Raw genomic sequence first — 20,948 nt, 5'->3', positions numbered from 1 at the left:
GCGCCGACAAATTTCAGAGATTCACTATTCTACAGATACCGGCTCTAGATTCTCAGCAGTTGTCTCTTCTTGCTCTGGACCTTCTAGTAGAATGTTGCGGTAACGGCCCATCCCGGTACCTGCCGGAATCAGCTTACCGATAATAACATTCTCTTTCAGGCCGAGCAGCTTATCAACTTTACCTTTAATGGCAGCGTCGGTAAGCACCCGTGTCGTTTCCTGGAAGGAAGCAGCTGACAAGAAGGAGTCAGTCTCCAGAGACGCTTTCGTAATCCCGAGAAGGACCGGTTTAGCAACAGCCGGTTCTTTACCGGTTAGAATTGCTTCCTTATTGGCGGTTTCGTATTCGTACAAGTCTACGAAGGAGCCTGGCAGGAGCGGCGTATCTCCCGCATCAACGATACGGATCTTACGAAGCATCTGACGAATCATAACCTCAACGTGCTTATCGTTGATTTCAACGCCTTGGTTACGGTAAACGCGTTGAACTTCCTGCAGAATATAGTTTTGAACACCGCGAATCCCTTTGATGCGCAAAATTTCTTTAGGGTCAATAGAACCGTCGGTCAATTCGTCACCGGCTTCGATTTGGTCGCCCTCGCTTACGCGCAGACGAGAACCGTATGTGACGGAGTAAACTTTAGTTTCCGCCTCACCTTGAACTTCAATTTCACGGCGGTCCTTCGCTTCGCGAATTTCCTTGATTACGCCGTCAATTTCACTGATCGTCGCTTGACCTTTCGGATTCCGAGCTTCAAACAACTCTTGAATACGCGGCAAACCTTGAGTGATATCGTCACCCGCAACGCCCCCGGTGTGGAACGTACGCATTGTGAGCTGAGTCCCTGGTTCACCGATAGATTGTGCGGCGATAATGCCGACAGCTTCGCCGATCTCAACATGTTTGCCGGTAGCCAAATTGCGGCCGTAGCACTTCTTGCACACGCCATGACGGGCGCGGCAGCTGAGAACGGAACGAATTTGTAGTTTTTTGATGCCCGCATTGATAATTTCATGCGCCTTATCGGAATCGATAAGGTCGTTCCGGTGAATGATGATCTCGCCGGTTTGCGGATGTTTCAAAGTTTCAAAGCAGTAGCGGCCTTCGATCCGATCATACAGGTCCTCAATAACTTCCTTACCGTCTTGAATAACGCTAACGGTAAAGCCTTTATCTGTACCGCAGTCTTCTTCTCGAACGATGACGTCCTGGGCAACGTCGACAAGACGACGAGTCAGGTAACCGGAGTCCGCTGTCCGCAGCGCGGTATCGGCCAAACCTTTCCGTGCACCGTGCGTCGAAAGGAAGTATTCCAAGACAGTCAGGCCTTCACGGAAGTTCGATTTGATCGGCAATTCAATGATACGCCCTGCCGGGTTCGCCATCAGCCCCCGCATACCGCCAAGCTGAGTAATCTGCGATTTGTTACCGCGCGCTTTAGAGTCAACCATGAGCATAATGGAATTGTAACGGTCCATCGATTTCATGAGCACTTCGGTAATTCGATCCTTACATTTGGACCAGATTTCGATAACACGGTCATAACGTTCTTCGTTCGTAATCAGACCACGACGATATTGGTTCGTAACTACGCGCACTTTCTCGTCGGATTCATGCAAGATGTCTTGCTTTTCCTTCGGTACGATAACGTCCGCAACTGCTATACTTACGCCGGCACGTGTGGAATAAGTGAAACCGGTTTGTTTGATTCTATCCAATATGATCGAAGTTTCCGTTGTATGGTAGATTTCAAAACAACGGCCGATAATATCGCCGAGATACTCTTTCCCTACCCCACTAGCTTGCGGCGCGGACATGATTCGTTCGGCAATGTTAGCACCCTTCTCATATATAAAGTAATGATCAGGTGTGCCATTGAACAAATTAGTACGAGTCGCTTCGTTAATATACGGGAAACTGGCCGGGAAAATCTCGTTAAAGATAATTTTACCCACCGTAGTGACCAACATAGCGTTCTGTTGAGCTTCTGTGAAGCTCGTTTTATGGAGCGCTTTGGCAGGAATCGCTACACGTGCATGCAGCGAAGCCGTTCCACGCTGATATGCAGAGAATGCTTCGTTCACTGAAGCCAGGATCATGCCGGCGCCTTTGGCTTCATTATTATCCATGGTCAGATAGTAGGAGCCGAGGACCATATCCTGCGAAGGAGTAACGACAGGTTTGCCGTCCTTCGGATTCAGAATGTTACCTGCTGCGAGCATCAGAAGGCGTGCTTCTGCTTGTGCTTCCGCAGACAGCGGCACGTGAACCGCCATTTGGTCACCGTCAAAGTCGGCGTTATAAGCCGTACATACGAGCGGATGAAGACGAATAGCGCGACCCTCTACGAGGATCGGTTCAAACGCCTGAATCCCGAGACGGTGAAGCGTAGGTGCGCGGTTCAAAAGAACCGGATGCTCCTTAATAACTTCTTCGAGCACGTCCCATACTTCCGGACTAACGCGTTCGACTTTACGCTTCGCACTCTTAATGTTATGAGCAAGTCCTTTATTGACAAGCTCTTTCATAACGAACGGTTTGAACAGTTCCAATGCCATTTCTTTTGGCAAACCGCATTGGTACATTTTCAAATAAGGCCCTACGACGATAACGGAACGACCGGAATAGTCAACCCGTTTACCGAGCAGGTTTTGACGGAAACGGCCTTGTTTACCTTTCAGCATATGGCTGAGGGATTTCAAAGGACGATTCCCAGGACCGGTTACCGGACGGCCACGACGACCGTTATCGATCAAAGCGTCAACAGCTTCTTGAAGCATCCGTTTTTCGTTTTGCACGATAATGTCTGGTGCGCCAAGGTCAAGCAACCGTTTCAAACGGTTGTTCCGGTTAATAACACGGCGATAAAGATCGTTCAAGTCGGAGGTAGCAAAACGCCCACCATCGAGTTGCACCATCGGACGAAGCTCCGGTGGAATAACTGGAAGCACGTCGAGAATCATCCATTCCGGTTCATTACCGGAGCTCTTGAATGCTTCGATGACTTCCAAGCGTTTGATAGCCCGGTTACGACGTTGCCCTTGAGCCGTGCGGAGTTCCTCTTTCAAGAATTCAAGTTCTTTATCGATGTCGAGATCTTGCAACAGCTTCTTAACCGCTTCTGCGCCCATACCGGCTTGGAAACCGTAGCCGTATTTTTCACGGTAGCTGCGGTATTCCTTTTCGGACAGAAGTTGCTTTTTCTCCAGGGGAGTTTCACCCGGATCCGTCACGACATATGATGCAAAATAAATAATCTCTTCCAAAGAACGCGGCGACATATCAAGTGCAAGCCCCATACGGCTCGGAATCCCTTTAAAATACCAAATGTGGGATACCGGCGCCGCCAGTTCGATATGTCCCATCCGTTCACGGCGCACTTTGGCTCTCGTTACTTCAACGCCGCAGCGATCGCAGACAACGCCTTTGTAACGAACGCGTTTATATTTACCGCAATGACATTCCCAGTCTTTGGTCGGGCCAAAAATTTTCTCGCAGAATAGCCCTTCCTTTTCCGGTTTCAATGTACGGTAGTTGATCGTTTCTGGTTTCTTCACTTCTCCGCGGGACCAAGAACGAATTTTGTCTGGGGAAGCAAGCCCAATTTTCATAAACTCGAAGTTGTTGACGTCCAACAAGGAGCATCCCTCCTTAACCAAGTCCTGATATTGACTATCTACGCTCTATTCTACTCCGACTTCCGCGCCTTCCAGATTGAGACTCAGCTTATCTCCCGAGGCATCTTCCTCGTCGTCGATTTCCTTCATCTCTATCTCTTCTTCGTTTTCAGTCAAGATTTTGACGTCCATACCTAAACTTTGCAGTTCTTTGATAAGAACCTTAAATGATTCAGGCACGCCTGGCTCAGGTACATTCTCACCTTTGACAATGGATTCGTATGTCTTCACACGGCCTACCACATCGTCCGACTTCACGGTAAGAATTTCTTGCAGCGTATAAGCGGCGCCATAGGCTTCCAGCGCCCACACTTCCATCTCACCAAAGCGCTGTCCACCAAACTGCGCTTTACCGCCAAGTGGCTGCTGCGTAACGAGCGAGTAAGGACCAGTAGAACGAGCATGGATTTTATCGTCAACCATGTGTGCCAGTTTAATCATGTGCATGACGCCGACAGTAACTTCACGTTCAAACTCTTCGCCTGTCCGGCCGTCATAAAGAATGGTTTTACCATTCCGCTGCATTCCGGCTTCTTCCATCGTATCGAAAACATCGTTTTCGTTTGCGCCGTCAAATACCGGCGTTGCTACGTGAATACCCATTTGCAGTGCGGCCATACCAAGGTGAATTTCCAGCACCTGACCGATGTTCATCCGCGACGGAACCCCCAGTGGGTTCAGTACAACTTGTACCGGCGTTCCATCTGGCATAAACGGCATATCCTCTTCTGGCAAAATACGAGCAACGACACCTTTATTACCGTGACGTCCTGCCATTTTATCGCCTTCGGAAATTTTCCGCTTTTGAGCTATATATACGCGAACCAGTTGATTAACGCCCGGTGGCAATTCATCTCCGTTGTCACGTGTAAACACTTTAACGTCAACAACGATCCCATCCGTTCCGTGAGGCACACGCAAGGAAGTATCACGTACTTCGCGAGCTTTCTCACCAAAGATTGCATGAAGGAGGCGTTCCTCTGCCGTCAGCTCAGTAACCCCTTTAGGTGTTACTTTACCAACGAGGATATCTCCAGCAGCAATTTCTGCACCGACGCGGATGATGCCGCGCTCGTCAAGGTTGCGAAGCGCTTCTTCCCCAACGTTAGGGATGTCGCGAGTGATTTCTTCCGGTCCAAGCTTCGTATCCCGAGCTTCGGATTCGTATTCCTCGATATGAATAGAGGTGTATACATCCTCTTTCACGAGTTTTTCACTCAGCAAGATGGCATCTTCGTAGTTGTAACCTTCCCAAGTCATAAAGGCAACGACAACGTTGCGGCCCAGAGCCAATTCGCCCATTTCTGTCGATGGCCCGTCAGCAAGGATGTCACCTTTTTTGATAATATCCCCACGTTTAACAATCGGACGTTGGTTGATGCATGTTCCTTGGTTAGAGCGCATAAATTTATGCAATTTATGTTTTACAAGGTCGCCTTTGACTTCCTTACCATCTATCGTTTCAACACGGCGCAGCCAGATTTCGTTAGCGGCCGACCGTTCGATAATCCCGTCATATTTCGATACAATGCAGACACCGGAGTCTTTGGCCGATTTGTGCTCCATTCCTGTTCCAACGAGTGGTGCTTTTGGAATCAAAAGCGGAACCGCCTGCCGCTGCATGTTCGATCCCATGAGCGCACGGTTGGAGTCATCGTTTTCCAAGAACGGAATGAGCGCGGTCGCTACGGACACAACCTGTTTCGGTGAAATGTCCATGTAGTCAACACGGTTACTCGGCATCGTCAAGATATTATCGGATTGTTTATTGTACCGAACGATAACAGACTCATCTTCGAATTTGTTCTCTTCCGTCAACTTCGCGTTTGCCTGAGCGATGATGTAGTTATCTTCCTCGTCCGCCGTCAGATATGCAACCTGATCGGTAACAATACCCGTCTTCGGATCTACCCAACGGTATGGCGCCTCAATGAAGCCATATTCATTAATTCGAGCAAATGTGGAAAGCGAGTTGATCAGACCGATGTTCGGACCTTCAGGTGTTTCAATTGGACACATACGACCGTAGTGGGACGGGTGAACGTCACGCACTTCCATGCCGGCCCGTTCACGAGTCAAACCGCCAGGGCCGAGCGCAGACAAACGACGTTTGTGCGTCAGTTCAGCAAGAGGGTTCGTTTGGTCCATAAATTGAGACAGCTGCGAGCTACCGAAGAACTCTTTAATTGATGCGATAACAGGACGGATGTTAATGAGCGCCTGTGGCGTGATTACATTAGCGTCTTGAATCGACATTCTTTCACGAACGACCCGTTCCATCCGGGACAGCCCGATACGGAATTGGTTTTGCAGCAACTCACCTACAGAACGCAGACGACGGTTACCGAGATGGTCAATGTCATCCGTGTTGCCGATGCCATGCAGCAAATTGATAAAATAGCTGATCGAAGAAATAATATCAGCAGGTGTAATATTCTTCACCGATTTATCGATATTGCGGTTAGCGATAACTTTAACGACTTTACCGTCTTCAATCGGCGAGAACACATCGATCGTTTGAAGTGGAACTTCGTCCGCATCGAGCACGCCGTTAGCTACATGATAGTTTTTGAAGCCAACATTGCTCTCAAGATGAGGAAGAATTTCATCCAACAAGCGGCGGTCAACAAGTTGACCTGCTTCTGCGATAATTTCTCCTGTGCTCGTATCAATCAAAGTCTCAGCTAGACGTTGGTTGAACAAGCGGTTCTTGATGTGCAGCTTTTTATTGATTTTGTAACGGCCTACATTGGCCAGGTCATAACGTTTTGGATCAAAGAAACGTGCGACAAGCAAACTCTTCGCATTATCGAGAGTTGGCGGCTCGCCCGGACGAAGACGCTCGTAAATCTCAATCAAGGCTTTCTCCGTCGAATCGGTGTTGTCTTTGTCTAAGGTATTCCGGATATATTCGTCGTTACCGAGTAAGTCCAGAATTTCAGCGTCCGTTCCGAAGCCGAGTGAACGAAGCAGCACGGTTACCGGGATTTTACGAGTACGGTCAATCCGTACGTAAATGATATCCTTCGCATCCGTCTCCAACTCCAGCCATGCTCCGCGGTTAGGAATAACGGTTGCGGTGTACATTTTTTTACCGTTCTTATCTACTTTTGTACTGAAATAGACGCTAGGAGAGCGAACCAACTGGCTGACAATAACCCGTTCCGCACCATTAATAATGAATGTGCCGGTTTCGGTCATCAGCGGGAAATCTCCCATGAATACTTCCTGCTCTTTGACTTCGCCGGTTTCTTTATTAATGAGCCGGACTTTTACCCGAAGCGGCGCCGCATACGTTACGTCGCGCTCTTTCGCATCATCAACCGTATACTTCGGTTCACCCAGGCTGTAATCGATAAATTCCAACACCAAATTTCCAGTAAAATCCTGAATTGGCGAAATATCCTGAAACATCTCCCGAAGGCCTTCTTCCAGGAACCACTCATAGGATTTCTGTTGGATTTCGATCAGGTTCGGAATTTCGAGTATCTCGTTAATTCGCGCATAACTACGCCGAGTGCGTCGACCATATTGAACAAGATGTCCTGCCAACTTAAACTCACCCCTCATGTCTACTCACTTTAAAAATTCATTGCGAACCCGTGTTTGTACCCTTATAATAGGACCATACGGATTCATCCACAAATAAAGAAAAGCCCTTATCGAATGCTTTCGAAAAAAGAGCATCATTATCTGTGTCTTTTCTGACCTGATACCCCGTATTCAGTAGATTTACCCAAAATGTGCGTATTATACGTAAACCAATACGGATTTATGCATAGTTTCCGTAAAATATCTTGACATTTCAGTTAAGTAAAGCCACAGAGGGCATCCTAATGCTGACATTTTATAATAATAACACAATGGTAATTTGAAGTCAACTATATTTGTTGCGACTAATCCTCTTATTCAATCCTTCACCGCTTTAAAAATCCGATACCCTTTTTCTTTGGTTACCTCTTCTACCGTTCCAAATAAAGATTCCAACTTCTCCTTAGCCGAAGGTGCTCCCTGCTTTTTTTGAATGACGACCCAGAGAGATCCACCAGACACAAGGCGTTCATAAGCTCCTTCAAAAATGGCATGCACTGTACTTTTTCCCGCTCGGATCGGCGGATTGGTCAACACGATATCAAACTTCTCATTATTTAGCGCAGCAAAAAGGTCGCTTTCCAAAATGGTCACATTGTTAATTTTGTTCAACACTGCGTTTTCTTTGGCCAATTGGGCGGCACGGCTGTTCACATCAATCATCGTAACATGGCCACGGTTTGCCAGTTTGGCTGCCATGAGACCGATCGGTCCATATCCGCAGCCGACATCGAGAACCTTAGCTCCCTCTGGAATGACCATAGCTTCAATCAAGGTCCGGCTTCCAAAATCCAAGCCCCCTTTAGCGAACACCCCTGCGTCGCTCACAAATCGGAGGACTTGTCCCCGAAGCGTGGTGTCCCATACCTTACGGTCATGTGCCACCGTCGGCTTGCTAGTATAGTAATGGTCTGACATCTGTAGGCTACCTCCGTTCTGTCTCCATAGATAGGAACTTCTCATACCACATACTCATATTGTAGCCCAAACCTTTCTAAAATGAACACTTGCTGCAAATGCAACGGAGCTGCCTGACATACGTTTTTTTGGGACTGGGGATCATTTGCGCCAGCTTCTACTAGTTTTATAGAAACCGGAACAACCGACCACCAGGCCCAAAAGCTTCAGCAGTAAGAAAAACGTCTGTCGATGTACTTTCTAAGGAGACCGACCGCAATTAGTGGTAGTTTTTCTTCAATCTAAAAACAAACCCCTTGAAACAAGTTCAAGGGGTTCGCTGATATGGAAACGTGAAATTACTTCACTTCTACAGATGCGCCTGCTTCTTCCAATTTTGCTTTTACAGCTTCTGCTTCTTCTTTGCCCACTTTTTCTTTCAGTGGTTTTGGTGCGTTGTCAACCAGGTCTTTTGCTTCTTTCAAGCCAAGGCCAGTGATTTCACGAACTACTTTGATAACGTTGATTTTGGAAGCACCAGCGCTAGTCAAGATTACGTCGAACTCAGTTTGTTCAGCAGCTTCAGCAGCGCCTGCGCCGCCACCTGCTACTACTACTGGAGCAGCTGCAGTTACGCCGAATTCTTCTTCGATTGCTTTAACAAGATCGTTCAGTTCAAGAACGGTCATACCTTTGATTTCTTCCAAGATCGTTTCTTTACTCATGGTTGAACCTCCATTATATAATAGTTTAGTTTTTTTAATCAATCAGATTGCCTGTTTCAACAAAAGCTTAGGCGCTTGCGCCGCCTTCTTCTTTCTCGGCAACGGCTTTGACTGCGAGCGCGAAGTTGCGCATCGGAGCTTGCAGCACGCTGAGGAGCATGGAAAGGAGACCTTCGCGGGACGGTAGATCCGCCAGCGCTTTGATTTGGTCGACGCCAACTACACGGCCTTCAACCACGCCACCTTTCACTTTGAGCGCGTCGTTCTTTTTCGCGAAATCGCTCAAAATTTTTGCCGGAGCTACTGCATCTTCTGCACTGAATGCGATGGCCGTAGGGCCAGTCAGCACTTCGTCCAGTTCAGTAAGTTCTGCAGCGGCTGTTGCCCGGCGAACGAGTGTATTCTTAAGCACTTGGAATTCCACGCCAGCTTCACGAAGCTGTTTGCGGAGTTCTGTAACTTGAGCAACATTAAGTCCGCGGTAGTCTGCAACAACAGTCGTCGCGCTTTCGCGCAATTTCGACGTTACAGCGTCAACGGCTTCCTGTTTTGCTTGAATTACTTTTGCGTTTGCCACACTGTACACCTCCTATTAGATTACCTGAGCCTTTAACCATTGAAAAAAGCCTCCGTAGAATCACGAAGGCTTGATAAAATCATGTGCAGCAAAAATTTGCAGCATTCTGACGTTCTATCACAACACCTCGGTAGGAAATTAAGCCTCAGTGGCACCTACTGTCTACGGTAAGCATATTCACATTTAAGTCTCGATCACACAACCATCTCAGTATACCAAGGGTACCAACCTAAGTCAATCCCAAACCCGCTGAATGCGAGTGGTATTATCTGTAAACAGCTGTATTCACGCGAACACTTGGGCCCATGGTCGAAGAAATCGCGATATTTTTCAAGTAAACGCCTTTGGCTGCTGCCGGTTTAGCACGGTTCAATGCGTCTATGAGAGATTTCAAGTTCTCGTTCAATTGATCGGCAGTAAACGACACTTTACCGATCGGCGCATGGATTTGACCTGCTTTATCCAGACGATACTCAATTTTACCTGCTTTGATTTCTTGAACGGCTTTCGTTACGTCAAACGTAACCGTACCTGCTTTAGGGTTAGGCATGAGGCCTTTACCACCGAGCAAGCGACCCAATTTACCAACTTCGCTCATCATGTCAGGTGTTGCTACGCAGACATCGAACTCGAACCAGCCTTGTTGGATTTTGTTGATCATGTCTTGATCGCCAACAAAGTCCGCTCCAGCAGCTTCCGCTTCTTTTGCTTTCTCGCCTTTGGCAAATACCAAAACGCGTTGTGTTTTACCCGTGCCATGAGGCAGGACAACTACACCACGAACGGCTTGGTCTTGTTTACGAGGGTCAACGCCCAAACGAACTGCTACTTCAACGGTTTCGTCAAACTTCGCAGTCGAAGCCTTTTTCACCAGTTCAACGGCTTCTGCAGACTCATATGTTGCTTCGCTGTCGATCAGCTTAGCAGCTTCAAGGTATTTCTTACCGTGTTTAGCCATGAATTCGTCCTCCTTTGTGGTATTAGCGGAAATTCCTCCCACTTAGGATGGATTTTAAAATGTGCATCGCATATTTTTAAAACCATCCGGGGGATGAAAATGTACATTATTGCTATTTCGCAATCCTAACATTCCATCCAATTATCCAAGAATTAGTCTTGGATGGTGATGCCCATACTACGAGCAGTACCTTCAACCATACGCATAGCTGCCTCAACGGAAGCTGCGTTCAAGTCAGGCATTTTTTGCTCCGCGATTTGACGAACAACGTCGCGTTTCACGGTAGCCACTTTTTTCTTGTTCGGTTCGCCGGAACCTTTCTCGATCTTCGCTGCAACACGAAGCAGAACGGCTGCCGGTGGAGTTTTGGTGATGAAAGTAAAGGAACGGTCTTCAAACACCGAGATTTCTACCGGAATGATCAAACCTGCTTGATCGGCGGTACGTGCGTTAAATTCCTTACAGAATGCCATGATGTTGACACCTGCTTGACCCAGCGCCGGACCTACCGGAGGTGCAGGGTTCGCCTTACCCGCAGGAATTTGCAGTTTTACCACTTTGATAACTTTTTTCGCCATGTAAAACACCTCCTTGCCCTAATTGTGGTAGACGGAAACTAGTTCCTCCCACTTTGAAACCCTAAGAAACCTATATCTTTTCCACCTGAGTATAATCAAGCTCAAGCGGGGTTTCTCGTCCAAACATGTTTACGTGAACCTTGACTTTGCTCTTGTCGACAAGAATCTCTTCGATCGAGCCAACAAAATTAGCAAACGGACCAACCTTGATGCGTACGGATTCTTTGAGTTCAAACTCAATAACCGGCTTCGGTTCTTCCATGCCCATATGCTGTAAAATCTGCTCTACTTCTTCAGGAAGTAGTGGCGTTGGCTTGGAACCTGAGCCTGTTGAGCCGACAAATCCAGTGACTCCCGGCGTGTTGCGCACAACGTACCAAGAATCGTCGGTTTGGATCATTTCCACCAAGACATAACCCGGGTAAACTTTACGCATGACAGTTTTCTTCTTGCCATCTTTGTTTACCACTTCTTCTTCCATTGGAACAAGAACGCGGAAAATCTTGTCTTCCATGCCCATAGACTCGACACGCTTCTCTAAATTGGCTTTGACTTTGTTCTCATACCCGGAATAGGTATGAACGACATACCATCTTTTTTCCATATCAAGCCACCTAGGGACCCTTCTTAAATTATCGCTTCGACCGCAGCAGAGATGCCGATATCTAGAACCCAAAAATAAATCGCGACAACAGTAATTGTACCAAGCACAATCAGCGTGTAATTAGTCAGCTCTTTACGATTAGGCCAGCGAACCTTTTTAAGCTCAGCCCAGCTCTCGGAAAAAAAAGAAAACATCGACTTGAAACTACGTTTCATGCGCGATTACACCTCCAAAGACTATCTGGTTTCGCGATGAGGAACTTGCTCGTTACAGAACTTGCAAAATTTCTTCATCTCCATGCGGTCGGGGTGGTTACGCTTGTTTTTCGTTGTCGTGTAGTTTCTTTGTTTACAATTCGTACAAGCCAACGTGATTATTACCCGCATGATGTGCACCTCCCGAAGACATTCTAAATGAGCTGTCTCTATATTGACCTAAAATTGAAAGCACAAATTTAGGCCTACCTAAAACACTTTATCACATGGCCCTAACCGTGTCAACGAAACAAGAGAGCTAACTTATTCAATTATTATTAGTATAACTCAGTATTTTGGAAGATAAACCCTGCTTGGACGTTTTTCTATAAATATATTACTACTCTCGATCTATCAAAAATGAAGCATAAACATCTGCATGTGACTGCTCATACCACAAATTTGTGCACCGTGATCCATACGTTCAGCAGTATAAGCATGGATGTATATTCGGGAATCTTTTACATCCTCCATATGTGTAAAAAAGGCAGACTGCTAGCAGCAGTCCGCCTCTTTGGCTTGTGTCATACGTATGTCTAAATAGTATAAGAGAAAAATAATACCTAAACGCTGCCGTCGCGTATTTCCAAATAACGCTCGAGTTTGCGTTTCACGCGTTGAAGTGCGTTATCAATCGATTTTACATGACGATTCAAATCTACAGCAATCTCTTGATAGGAGCGTCCGTCCAGATATAGCATCAGAACTTTACGTTCCAAATCACTGAGGATTTCAGACATTTTGTCCTCTAAACCGACAAATTCCTCCTGATTGATGATTAGTTCTTCAGGATCGCTCACCTGAGAGCCACAAATGACATCCAACAAAGTCCGGTCGGAATCCTCGTCGTAGATCGGCTTGTCCAAAGAAACGTAGGAATTTAACGGAATATGCTTCTGCCGTGTCGCCGTCTTAATGGCAGTAATAATCTGCCTAGTAATACAAAGCTCGGCAAAAGCTTTGAAGGAAGACAGCTTATCCCCTCGAAAGTCCCGGATCGATTTATATAACCCGATCATGCCTTCCTGTATAATATCTTCACGGTCAGCTCCGATCAAAAAATAGGATCTGGCCTTAGCGCGCACAAAGCTGCGGTACTTGTTAATCAAGTACTCCAGCGCGTCGCTGTCGCCTTCGCGGACCGCCTCGACAATGTCTTCGTCATTTTGGATCTCATAGTCAAACCTTACCCATGACTCGAGTTTGACACTCACCACAAATCCCTCCGGCTGCAACGCACGGTACTCCGTCACTCTTTCAAGTAATACGAACAGTATATATGAAGGTCCATATTAGCGTCAACCGCAAAAGTACCAAAAGATGTAAAGTCGAACTTTGTCAAGAGTATTTAGGAGGAGATACTATAAAATACCCTTTCATTCCCTGCGCCATCTTTCAAACATTTGGCGTACCTCCGGACTCAGCTTGGCATCGATCGTATTGCGGCCCGCTTTTGCGCTGCGCTCCGCAATCTTAAGCTGAATTTCCTTTTCGCTTTGCTCTACCTGGGTTAATAATTCTCTTGCCGAAATGCGCAAGGCGCCTTGCCCGAATATTACATGCTGCTCCACCATATCGCTGGTAGCAACATAAATTTGTCGCCTCCGATGGTTGAATTCGCCCACCAGTCGTTCGATGCACTCATCAGCTGTTTCCTTCTCTTTTGTAAAGTGTAGCTCGACTTTATTCTGGGCAAAAGACTTGCCAAGCCCCGGTACACGATAAGCATCAAATACCACGATTAGCTTTTTCCCGGAAAAAGCTTGATAATCGGCGAGCCTCTCAAGCAGTCGGTCACGCGCACCTTGCAGGTCACGCTTTGATAATTCCGCCAGCTCAGGCCACCCGCCGATCATATTATAACCGTCAACCAGCAACACATCGCGCATATCGCGCATAATAGCTATCCTTCAGCGCGGCGTCGGCGAAGAACTTCATACATCACAACACCTGCAGCAACCGAGGCGTTCAGGGAGTTCAGTTTGCCGTTCATTGGCAGTTTAAGAAGTACATCGCAGGTCTCCCGGACAAGGCGCCCCATCCCTTTGTTTTCGTTACCTATAACGATGGCCACCGGTCCGGTTAGCACATTGCCGCCTTTATACATTTCTTCCTTGGCAGCGACGTCAGTTCCAACGATCCATACTCCTGCTTCCTTCAGTTGCTCCATCGTCTGCACAAGATTAGTTACCCGAGCGACAGGCACGTATTCCACTGCCCCGGCTGACGTTTTGGATACGGTAGCGGTAACCGCAGCGGAACGACGCTTAGGAATGATCACCCCATGCACGCCTGTGCATTCTGCTGTACGTAAAATCGAACCGAGGTTGTGCGGATCCTCTATCTCGTCCAATATGAGCAAAAACGGCGCTTCTCCTTGTTCCGTCGCCTTCGCGAGCAGGTCGTCCACCTCGGCATATGCGTAAGGTGCCGCTTGCGCCACCACGCCTTGGTGCTGAAGGCCAGGAACCATTTGGTCAAGTTTTCTCTTGTCTACAAATTGAACAACGATACCATGGTTTTTCGCCTCCGACAAAATCGGCTGCGTTAAGTGCTTTTGGGCGCCTTCGGCCACCCATATTTTATTAATCGTTCGCCCGGCATTAAGCGCTTCAAGCACCGAATGCTTACCGGCGATCCATTCTTGGTCTTCCATTAAGTTTTCCTCCCAGGGGTATCCCCCACATGATTGTAAACTGCTTCCTGATATTTCTTTATCAATTGATCCCTGACTTCTTATCTTTGTGGTTCTGAGGACTGACGGGTGCTCTCCAAATCCTCAAACCCTTCGTCGATTAAAGAGCGGAGACGTTCGTGAGCACCGGTATAATACAAGTAACCAACAAGGCATTCAAATGCAGTAGCATGCCGATACTCCATGACATCAGCGTTCTTTGGAATCGTACCGGATTTGGCGTTTCTACCCCGCCGCACTACATCCTTCTCTTCCTCCGTCAGCTGCGGCTCCAGCAATGAAAGCAGCTGCGCTTGCGCCTTGGCGGAGACGTATTTCGTCGCCTGTACGTGCAAGTGATGCGGCCTAAGGTTAGGCCGGGCCATCACATGCTGGCGGACGGCGACCTCAAAAACGGCATCGCCAATATAGGCGAGCGCAAGCGGAGGCAGAAGCCGAGCAGGCTTCGACGGAGCATCCGGGAACCAGAGAAAGGCGGGAACGCCGCCTTCCTCTGGAGACGCAGCAGATGGATGCTCCGCTGTTTGCAACTGCCGGCGATCTACTTCGCCGGTGCCAACATCATCGCACCCGTTCATTTGCGCCGCCATCTCATCCCTTGAGGCGTATCCTCGAGCACGATTCCCTGCGCGTCCAGCAGGCTGCGAATTTCATCCGCGCGTGCCCAGTTTTTGTCCTTCCGAGCCTGTGTCCGTTCCTCAATCAGCGCCTCAATTTCGGCGTCGAGCAATTCCGGCTCCTCTGGAAGAACAATACGGAGAATCCCATTCATTTCTGTAAACAGCTTCTCTGCCGCCTCCAGATCTGCTCTCCCTGCTTCCGGAAGCTGCAGCAAACCATTAACTTCGCTCACCCATTCGAACACGGCCGTTATCGCATCCGGCGTGTTGAAATCATCCTGCATTTTCGCATGGAACGTACTCCGGATTTGCTCGAGCTTCTCCGCCCACTCCGGTGTAACTGCGCTGTTTTCCTCTACAGCAGCCTCCAACCGATGATGCAGATTATTTACTGCGTTTGCGATCCGCTCAACGCTTCGTTCTGCCTGACGCATTGTCTCTTCCGTAAAGTTAAGCTGATGCCGATAATGAGTCGACAGCATGAAGTAACGAATCGCCTCAACCTTGTACTGCTTGAGCAAGTCTTTGACAAGAATGCCGTTACCAAGCGATTTCGACATTTTTTCCCCGCCAATATTAATATAACCGTTATGCATCCAATAATTTGCGAGAGGCTTGCCGGTAATTGCCTCCGATTGTGCGATTTCACACTCATGGTGTGGGAACTGCAAGTCTTGTCCCCCGCCATGGATGTCGAGTGTATCACCAAGCATATTTCGGGACATGGCCGAGCATTCGATATGCCAGCCCGGGCGCCCTTTGCCCCATGGGCTGTCCCAAAAGATTTCCCCCGGTTTTGCGGCCTTCCACAAGACAAAATCCACCGGATTTTCCTTTCGCTCGTCGACTTCGATGCGAATGCCGAACTGCAGCTCCTCGATGTTCTGCCCCGACAGCTTCCCGTATTCCTGGAACTTCGTTGTACGGTAAAACACGTCTCCGCCTTTTTCGTACGCAAAGCCTTTTTCCTCAAGCTCACGGATAAAGTTGATGATAATATCCATGTTCTCGGTCACCCGCGGATTTGCCGTAGCATGTGGGATTCCTAGCCCTTCAAGGTCCTCTGTGTACGCTTTGATAAACATATCGGCCACTTCGGGAACGGGTTTCCCCATTTCCTCCGCTTTGCGGATTAGCTTGTCATCTACGTCCGTAAAGTTGACGACATAATTGACTTCGTAATTCTGATTCTCCAAATAGCTGCGCACAACATCAAAAAAAATCACCGGCCGCGCATTCCCAATATGGATATACCCATATACGGTTGGTCCGCATACATACATATTCACTTTTCCCGGTGTAAGGCTCACAAATTCCTGTTTCGTCCGAGTTAACGTGTTATAAATCTGCAGTGCCATGCTCACTTTCCTTTCGGTTTATAGATTAGTTATTTCTGACGTTTGCTCATCACGCTAGCGTTGCTTCATTTCGCGCATCTCACCGCGCAGCTGTTCGATCTCACGCTGCATCTCGCGCATCGCATCAACCACCGGATCCGGGAGCTGATGGCTTAGGCGGTCCAGGCGTTTGCCGTCCAGACGTACGACCTTTCCAGGAATACCGACCACCGTGCTTCCTGCGGGAACCTCCTTCAAAACGACGGAGTTGGCACCGATATTGGCCTGATCGCCAATTTTAAAAGAACCGAGAACTTTCGCTCCCGAACCGATCACTACGTTATTGCCGACGGTGGGATGGCGTTTTCCTTTTTCCTTGCCGCTTCCCCCCAGGGTAACCCCTTGATAAATCACAACGTCATCCCCAATTTCACAGGTTTCCCCGATGACGACGCCCATGCCATGGTCGATAAACAATCGATTGCCGATTTGGGCACCGGGATGAATTTCGATTCCGGTAAAAAAACGGCTGGCCTGGGAAATGGCCCGGGCAAGCGTAAACCACCTGCGGCGGTAGAAGGCATGAGCGATCCGGTGGCTCCATATTGCGTGCAAGCCGGAATACGTAAAAACAACCTCAAACCAGCTTCTCGCCGCCGGATCATTGTCGAAAACCGCCTGGATATCAGATCTGATTCTCTTGAACATAGCTTCCCCCACCTTCTTTTCCTATTACATTTGAATTGAATGATGATGAAATAAGGCACTCGCACCCGCATAAACTTCACACCTAAATGTAAAATGTGCAACTATTTTGCTTGGGCAGGTCCAGTTCTTCTGCATTAGTTGTAAAAAGTACATTTAAAAGTAGTCAATTGGAGAGCCGCCTGCTTATTTGACCCATTTTGATGTACTTTTTGCATTTATTTTCGTCTAGTTCAGCCGAGGGCGGAAAATAGCTGTACAAAATACAGTTAAATGGCTCAGCTGCCACCCTAAGGGCGCGAATGGTACGGCGTTAAGTGCAATCATCGCTACAATACAAAAAAGCACCCCTGCAGCTTTCGCTGCAGAGGCGCTTTATGCGCGGTTCCACTCTGCTTTGGATAAGATGATTATGAACTCAGCTACGCTAAAAATTAAGCGAGGCGACTCATCTATCCCTTCATTGCATCCTTAACGCGGATGTGACGGCGACATCTACTTCGCCGATTAAGGCGTGTTCGATGCCGCGGCTCCCGGGTGCATTTCCGCTGCGCGTATCTAGATAACTTTCAGCCTGGGTTCTTCGTTGCTCCGTAAACGGTCCGCATGAAGGGTCCCGGTTATCCTCTCTGGCAGATACAGCTGCCTCACGTACTTCTCCCGATCTTGGCCGGTGATTAAAGGTGTCAAGTTAGCCCGCTCCGCATGCCGTTTGATCTTCCGATCGCTGTTGCGTCCAGATTGTTTAATTCTACAGAACCTAAAGTAGGTAACAATCCGGATGCAAAGGCGACCACTAACGTTTCTCCAGATTCAAACGGCCTGCTTCGCTAAGTGCATATTGCACACTTTTAATTTTGTAGTAATAAATCCCTGCCCTTATATTACCTGAAAGGCAGGGAGACTGACAAGGAATCATTTGCCGCGAAGACTGGCGATTACAAAGCGGCGATTTGCGCTTTGAGGCGATCGATGACGCGATCCTTGCCTAGCAGATAGATCGTCTGGTTCAAATCGCGGCCATGCATTTGGCCGGTCAAAGCAACGCGGATCGGCATAAACAGGCCCTTGCCTTTAGTCCCTGTTTCCTTCTGAACCGCCTTGATAGATGCGGCGATGTTCTCGGTCGTATACTCCGTCAATGCCTCTACCTTCTCGAGGAAGGCCTTGAGTACGGTCGGAACTTGCGGCTCAGCCAGAATAGCGGCAGCCTCTTCATCCACCTGAAGCTCGGTGCGGAAGAACATGTCCGACAGCTCCACGATATCGGAAGCAGCGGTCATTTGCTCCTGATACAAGGCGATTAGCGCCTTGGCCCAAGCTTCCTGTTCAGGCGACAGCTCCGACGGCAACCGGGAAGCCTTTTGAAGATGCGGAATGGCTAGTGCCGCGATACGTTCAGGTTCGGCATTTTTGATGTAGTAGTTATTTAAATGAGCCAGCTTGTTCTTATCGAACACGGCCGGACTGCGGGATAGGCGGCTTTCATCAAAGATCGAAATCAGCTGTTCTTTGGTGAAGAACTCCTCTTCCCCTTCCGGCGACCAGCCGAGCAAAGCGATAAAGTTGAACAGCGCTTCCGGCAAGTAGCCGAGCTGATCATATTGCTCGAGAAATTGGATAACCGATTCATCGCGTTTACTAAGCTTCTTATGGTTGTCCCCGACGATCAGGGTCATATGGGCAAAACGTGGTGGTTCCCAGCCGAAGGCATCATAAATCATGAGCTGCCGCGGCGTGTTGGATACATGATCTTCCCCGCGCAGCACGTGTGTAATATTCATCAGATGGTCATCCAAAACGACCGCAAAATTGTACGTAGGAATGCCGTCCTTCTTCACGATAACGAAATCCCCGCTGATGTCCGACTCAAACGAGATCGGCCCTTTGACAAGGTCATCGAACGTAAAGGTGCGGCCTTCCGGCACCCGGAAACGGATGCTGTACGGGAGACCCTGTGCGTCATACGAGGCAATTTGCTCCGGCGTCATATTCCTGTGCTTACCGGAATAACGCGGCGTTTCACCGCGAGCGAGCTGCTCTTCGCGCTCCTTCTCGAGCTCCTCCTCCGTGCAATAGCAGCGATAAGCAAGGCCCTTATCCAGGAGTTCCTGCACGTAAGGGCGATACAAATCAAGCCGTTCGGTCTGGCGGTACGGTCCATATTCTCCGCCAACATCAATGCTTTCGTCCCAATCCATACCCAGCCATTTAAGGTAGGTCAGCTGATTTTCTTCACCACCGGGCATATTCCGTTTTAAGTCCGTATCTTCTATGCGGATAATGAATTTCCCGCCGTGGTGTCTTGCGAATAGATAGTTAAACAATGCGGTTCTTGCGTTTCCGATATGTAAATGACCTGTCGGACTCGGAGCATAGCGCACGCGAACCTCTGTCATAGCAATCCCCTCCCTGATTTTAAGAACAAACGACGAACTTAACTCATAACTGTTATAACCTTACGATGATAGCACATTCGAGACAAGGCAGACAATGCATTGTGCCGCAATTCCTTCACCCCGTCCGGTAAACCCGAGTTGCTCGGTGGTCGTAGCCTTCACATTTACAAGCTGCGGATCCGCCTCCAGAACACGAGCGATTACCTCTACCATCTGCGGAATGTACGGTGCCATTTTAGGCCGCTGTGCAATAATTGTTGCGTCTAGGTTACCAAGGCGGTAGCCCTTTCCCTTGCCCATTTCCCATACCCGCTGCAGCAGCTTTACACTATCCGCATCCTTGAAGGTCGGGTCTGTATCGGGAAAATGGCGTCCAATATCCCCGAGCCCCAGAGCTCCCAATATCGCATCGCTTACGGCATGTAAAAGCACATCGGCATCCGAATGCCCAAGCAGTCCTTTCTCGTAGGGGATGGTAACCCCGCCGATTATGCACGGTCTTCCCTCCACGAGTTGATGCACGTCAAAGCCTTGTCCTACCTTCAGCATCATAATCCCTCTCCCAACAAATGTTTCTTTTTGCGAATCCATTCCGCAAAATCCAAATCCTCCGGTGTCGTAATCTTGATGTTATTGTATCCGCCTTCTACAAGCTTGACGGGAATACCTAGCCGTTCTATCAGCATGGAGTCATCCGTACCGATGAAGCCATCCTGAGCCGCCCGCTCATGGGCGGAAAGCAGATCGTCACGTCGAAACGCCTGCGGGGTCTGAATCGCCCACAGTTCACTGCGATTGAGTGTCCCGGCTACCCAGCCTTGTTCATCCGCCTTCTTCACGGTATCCTTGACCGGAACGGCAAGAACGGCTGCCCCATGATGGACCGCCGCTTCACAGCAAGAGGTAATCTGGCTGCTCGTGACAAAAGGGCGGACGCCGTCATGCACCAGTACCCATGGCGTGCTGATATGAAGCAGCCCATGGTATACCGATTGCTGACGCTCAGCGCCGCCCGGAACAACCTTTATTTTTTTGGTAATGCCGTATTCAGCAACCCAAGACTGGCACCGTTCTACGTCTTGCTCTCCGGTCACAAGCACCATCTCGGCAATCCATGGATGGCGGTCGAACGTCTCCAGCGTATGGATGATGATCGGCTTCTCCTCCAGCATCAGGTACTGCTTACTTTCCCGTGTACCCATGCGGGTTCCCCGACCAGCCGCCACAACGATGACTCCCGCCTGGCCGATTGCTCCTGCCTGCATTTATCTCTGCCTCACTCTTGCCCAGTATTAACGCACCGGTTTCGTGCATTTATTTTCATCATACC

General features: G+C 48.6%; 19 protein-coding genes and 1 other annotated feature. All 19 genes read right to left on the bottom strand.

The window, feature by feature from the left end; genetic code table 11:
• Nucleotides 1–24: 24 nt before the first annotated feature.
• The 19 genes from rpoC to ispD all read right to left on the bottom strand — a co-directional run bounded on the left by rpoC (nt 25) and on the right by ispD (nt 20,883).
• On the bottom strand, nt 25–3,639 hold the full coding sequence (rpoC, locus tag ACFQ3W_RS21790) for a DNA-directed RNA polymerase subunit beta' (protein WP_379321350.1): 3,615 nt from the start codon (nt 3,637–3,639) through the stop codon (nt 25–27).
• Nucleotides 3,640–3,684: 45 nt separating this feature from the next.
• Nucleotides 3,685–7,230, bottom strand: a complete 3,546-nt coding sequence (rpoB, locus tag ACFQ3W_RS21785; RefSeq protein ID WP_379321349.1) for a DNA-directed RNA polymerase subunit beta — start codon at nt 7,228–7,230, stop codon at nt 3,685–3,687.
• Between the two features lie 357 nt (nt 7,231–7,587).
• Nucleotides 7,588–8,187 carry a class I SAM-dependent methyltransferase gene (locus tag ACFQ3W_RS21780; RefSeq protein ID WP_379321348.1) on the bottom strand — a complete coding sequence of 200 codons (600 nt, stop codon included), beginning with the start codon at nt 8,185–8,187 and terminating at the stop codon, nt 7,588–7,590.
• Between the two features lie 338 nt (nt 8,188–8,525).
• Nucleotides 8,526–8,891, bottom strand: coding sequence for a 50S ribosomal protein L7/L12 (gene rplL / locus ACFQ3W_RS21775; RefSeq protein WP_379321347.1), 366 nt, complete (start codon nt 8,889–8,891; stop codon nt 8,526–8,528).
• A 67-nt stretch (nt 8,892–8,958) separates the two neighbouring features.
• Nucleotides 8,959–9,468 carry a 50S ribosomal protein L10 gene (gene rplJ / locus ACFQ3W_RS21770; protein ID WP_379321346.1) on the bottom strand — a complete coding sequence of 170 codons (510 nt, stop codon included), beginning with the start codon at nt 9,466–9,468 and terminating at the stop codon, nt 8,959–8,961.
• 32 nt (nt 9,469–9,500) lie between these two features.
• Nucleotides 9,501–9,654, bottom strand: a sequence feature (ribosomal protein L10 leader region).
• A gap of 79 nt (nt 9,655–9,733) precedes the next feature.
• Nucleotides 9,734–10,426, bottom strand: coding sequence for a 50S ribosomal protein L1 (gene rplA / locus ACFQ3W_RS21765; RefSeq protein WP_379321345.1), 693 nt, complete (start codon nt 10,424–10,426; stop codon nt 9,734–9,736).
• A 152-nt stretch (nt 10,427–10,578) separates the two neighbouring features.
• Nucleotides 10,579–11,004 carry a 50S ribosomal protein L11 gene (rplK, locus tag ACFQ3W_RS21760; RefSeq protein WP_223068793.1) on the bottom strand — a complete coding sequence of 142 codons (426 nt, stop codon included), beginning with the start codon at nt 11,002–11,004 and terminating at the stop codon, nt 10,579–10,581.
• A gap of 70 nt (nt 11,005–11,074) precedes the next feature.
• Nucleotides 11,075–11,608: a transcription termination/antitermination protein NusG gene (nusG, locus tag ACFQ3W_RS21755; protein WP_379321344.1), complete on the bottom strand. Its 534-nt coding sequence runs from the start codon at nt 11,606–11,608 to the stop codon at nt 11,075–11,077.
• Between the two features lie 23 nt (nt 11,609–11,631).
• On the bottom strand, nt 11,632–11,823 hold the full coding sequence (gene secE / locus ACFQ3W_RS21750; RefSeq protein WP_379321343.1) for a preprotein translocase subunit SecE: 192 nt from the start codon (nt 11,821–11,823) through the stop codon (nt 11,632–11,634).
• 21 nt (nt 11,824–11,844) lie between these two features.
• Entirely contained in the window at nt 11,845–11,994 is a 150-nt protein-coding gene (rpmG, locus tag ACFQ3W_RS21745) for a 50S ribosomal protein L33 (protein WP_071784256.1), read from the bottom strand.
• Between the two features lie 431 nt (nt 11,995–12,425).
• Complete coding sequence (sigH, locus tag ACFQ3W_RS21740; RefSeq protein ID WP_379321342.1) at nt 12,426–13,076, bottom strand: RNA polymerase sporulation sigma factor SigH; 651 nt, start codon at nt 13,074–13,076, stop codon at nt 12,426–12,428.
• Between the two features lie 162 nt (nt 13,077–13,238).
• On the bottom strand, nt 13,239–13,760 hold the full coding sequence (locus ACFQ3W_RS21735) for an NYN domain-containing protein (RefSeq protein WP_379321341.1): 522 nt from the start codon (nt 13,758–13,760) through the stop codon (nt 13,239–13,241).
• A 5-nt stretch (nt 13,761–13,765) separates the two neighbouring features.
• The gene (rlmB, locus tag ACFQ3W_RS21730) at nt 13,766–14,518 is read right to left on the bottom strand and encodes a 23S rRNA (guanosine(2251)-2'-O)-methyltransferase RlmB (RefSeq protein WP_379321340.1); all 753 of its coding nucleotides are present in this window, start codon (nt 14,516–14,518) and stop codon (nt 13,766–13,768) included.
• Between the two features lie 80 nt (nt 14,519–14,598).
• On the bottom strand, nt 14,599–15,147 hold the full coding sequence (locus ACFQ3W_RS21725; RefSeq protein ID WP_379321339.1) for a Mini-ribonuclease 3: 549 nt from the start codon (nt 15,145–15,147) through the stop codon (nt 14,599–14,601).
• Nucleotides 15,132–16,535: a cysteine--tRNA ligase gene (gene cysS / locus ACFQ3W_RS21720; protein ID WP_379321338.1), complete on the bottom strand. Its 1,404-nt coding sequence runs from the start codon at nt 16,533–16,535 to the stop codon at nt 15,132–15,134. Before cysS ends, ACFQ3W_RS21725 begins: the two co-directional genes overlap by 16 nt.
• A 54-nt stretch (nt 16,536–16,589) precedes the next feature.
• Nucleotides 16,590–17,222 carry a serine O-acetyltransferase gene (gene cysE, locus ACFQ3W_RS21715; protein WP_379321337.1) on the bottom strand — a complete coding sequence of 211 codons (633 nt, stop codon included), beginning with the start codon at nt 17,220–17,222 and terminating at the stop codon, nt 16,590–16,592.
• 935 nt (nt 17,223–18,157) lie between these two features.
• Nucleotides 18,158–19,618, bottom strand: a complete 1,461-nt coding sequence (gltX, locus tag ACFQ3W_RS21710) for a glutamate--tRNA ligase (RefSeq protein WP_379321336.1) — start codon at nt 19,616–19,618, stop codon at nt 18,158–18,160.
• A 60-nt stretch (nt 19,619–19,678) separates the two neighbouring features.
• Nucleotides 19,679–20,167 (bottom strand): 2-C-methyl-D-erythritol 2,4-cyclodiphosphate synthase, encoded by a 489-nt coding sequence (gene ispF, locus ACFQ3W_RS21705; protein ID WP_379321393.1) that lies wholly within the window; start codon nt 20,165–20,167, stop codon nt 19,679–19,681.
• Complete coding sequence (gene ispD / locus ACFQ3W_RS21700; protein ID WP_379321335.1) at nt 20,167–20,883, bottom strand: 2-C-methyl-D-erythritol 4-phosphate cytidylyltransferase; 717 nt, start codon at nt 20,881–20,883, stop codon at nt 20,167–20,169. Before ispD ends, ispF begins: the two co-directional genes overlap by 1 nt.
• Nucleotides 20,884–20,948 lie beyond the last annotated feature (65 nt).

It is taken from the genome of Paenibacillus puldeungensis (genome assembly GCF_042678945.1).
In the GTDB taxonomy this organism is placed as follows: Bacteria; Bacillota; Bacilli; order Paenibacillales; family Paenibacillaceae; genus Fontibacillus; species Fontibacillus puldeungensis.
Note: the sequence above shows the minus strand (reverse complement) of the source record. Positions and strands in the feature narration are given on the sequence as shown.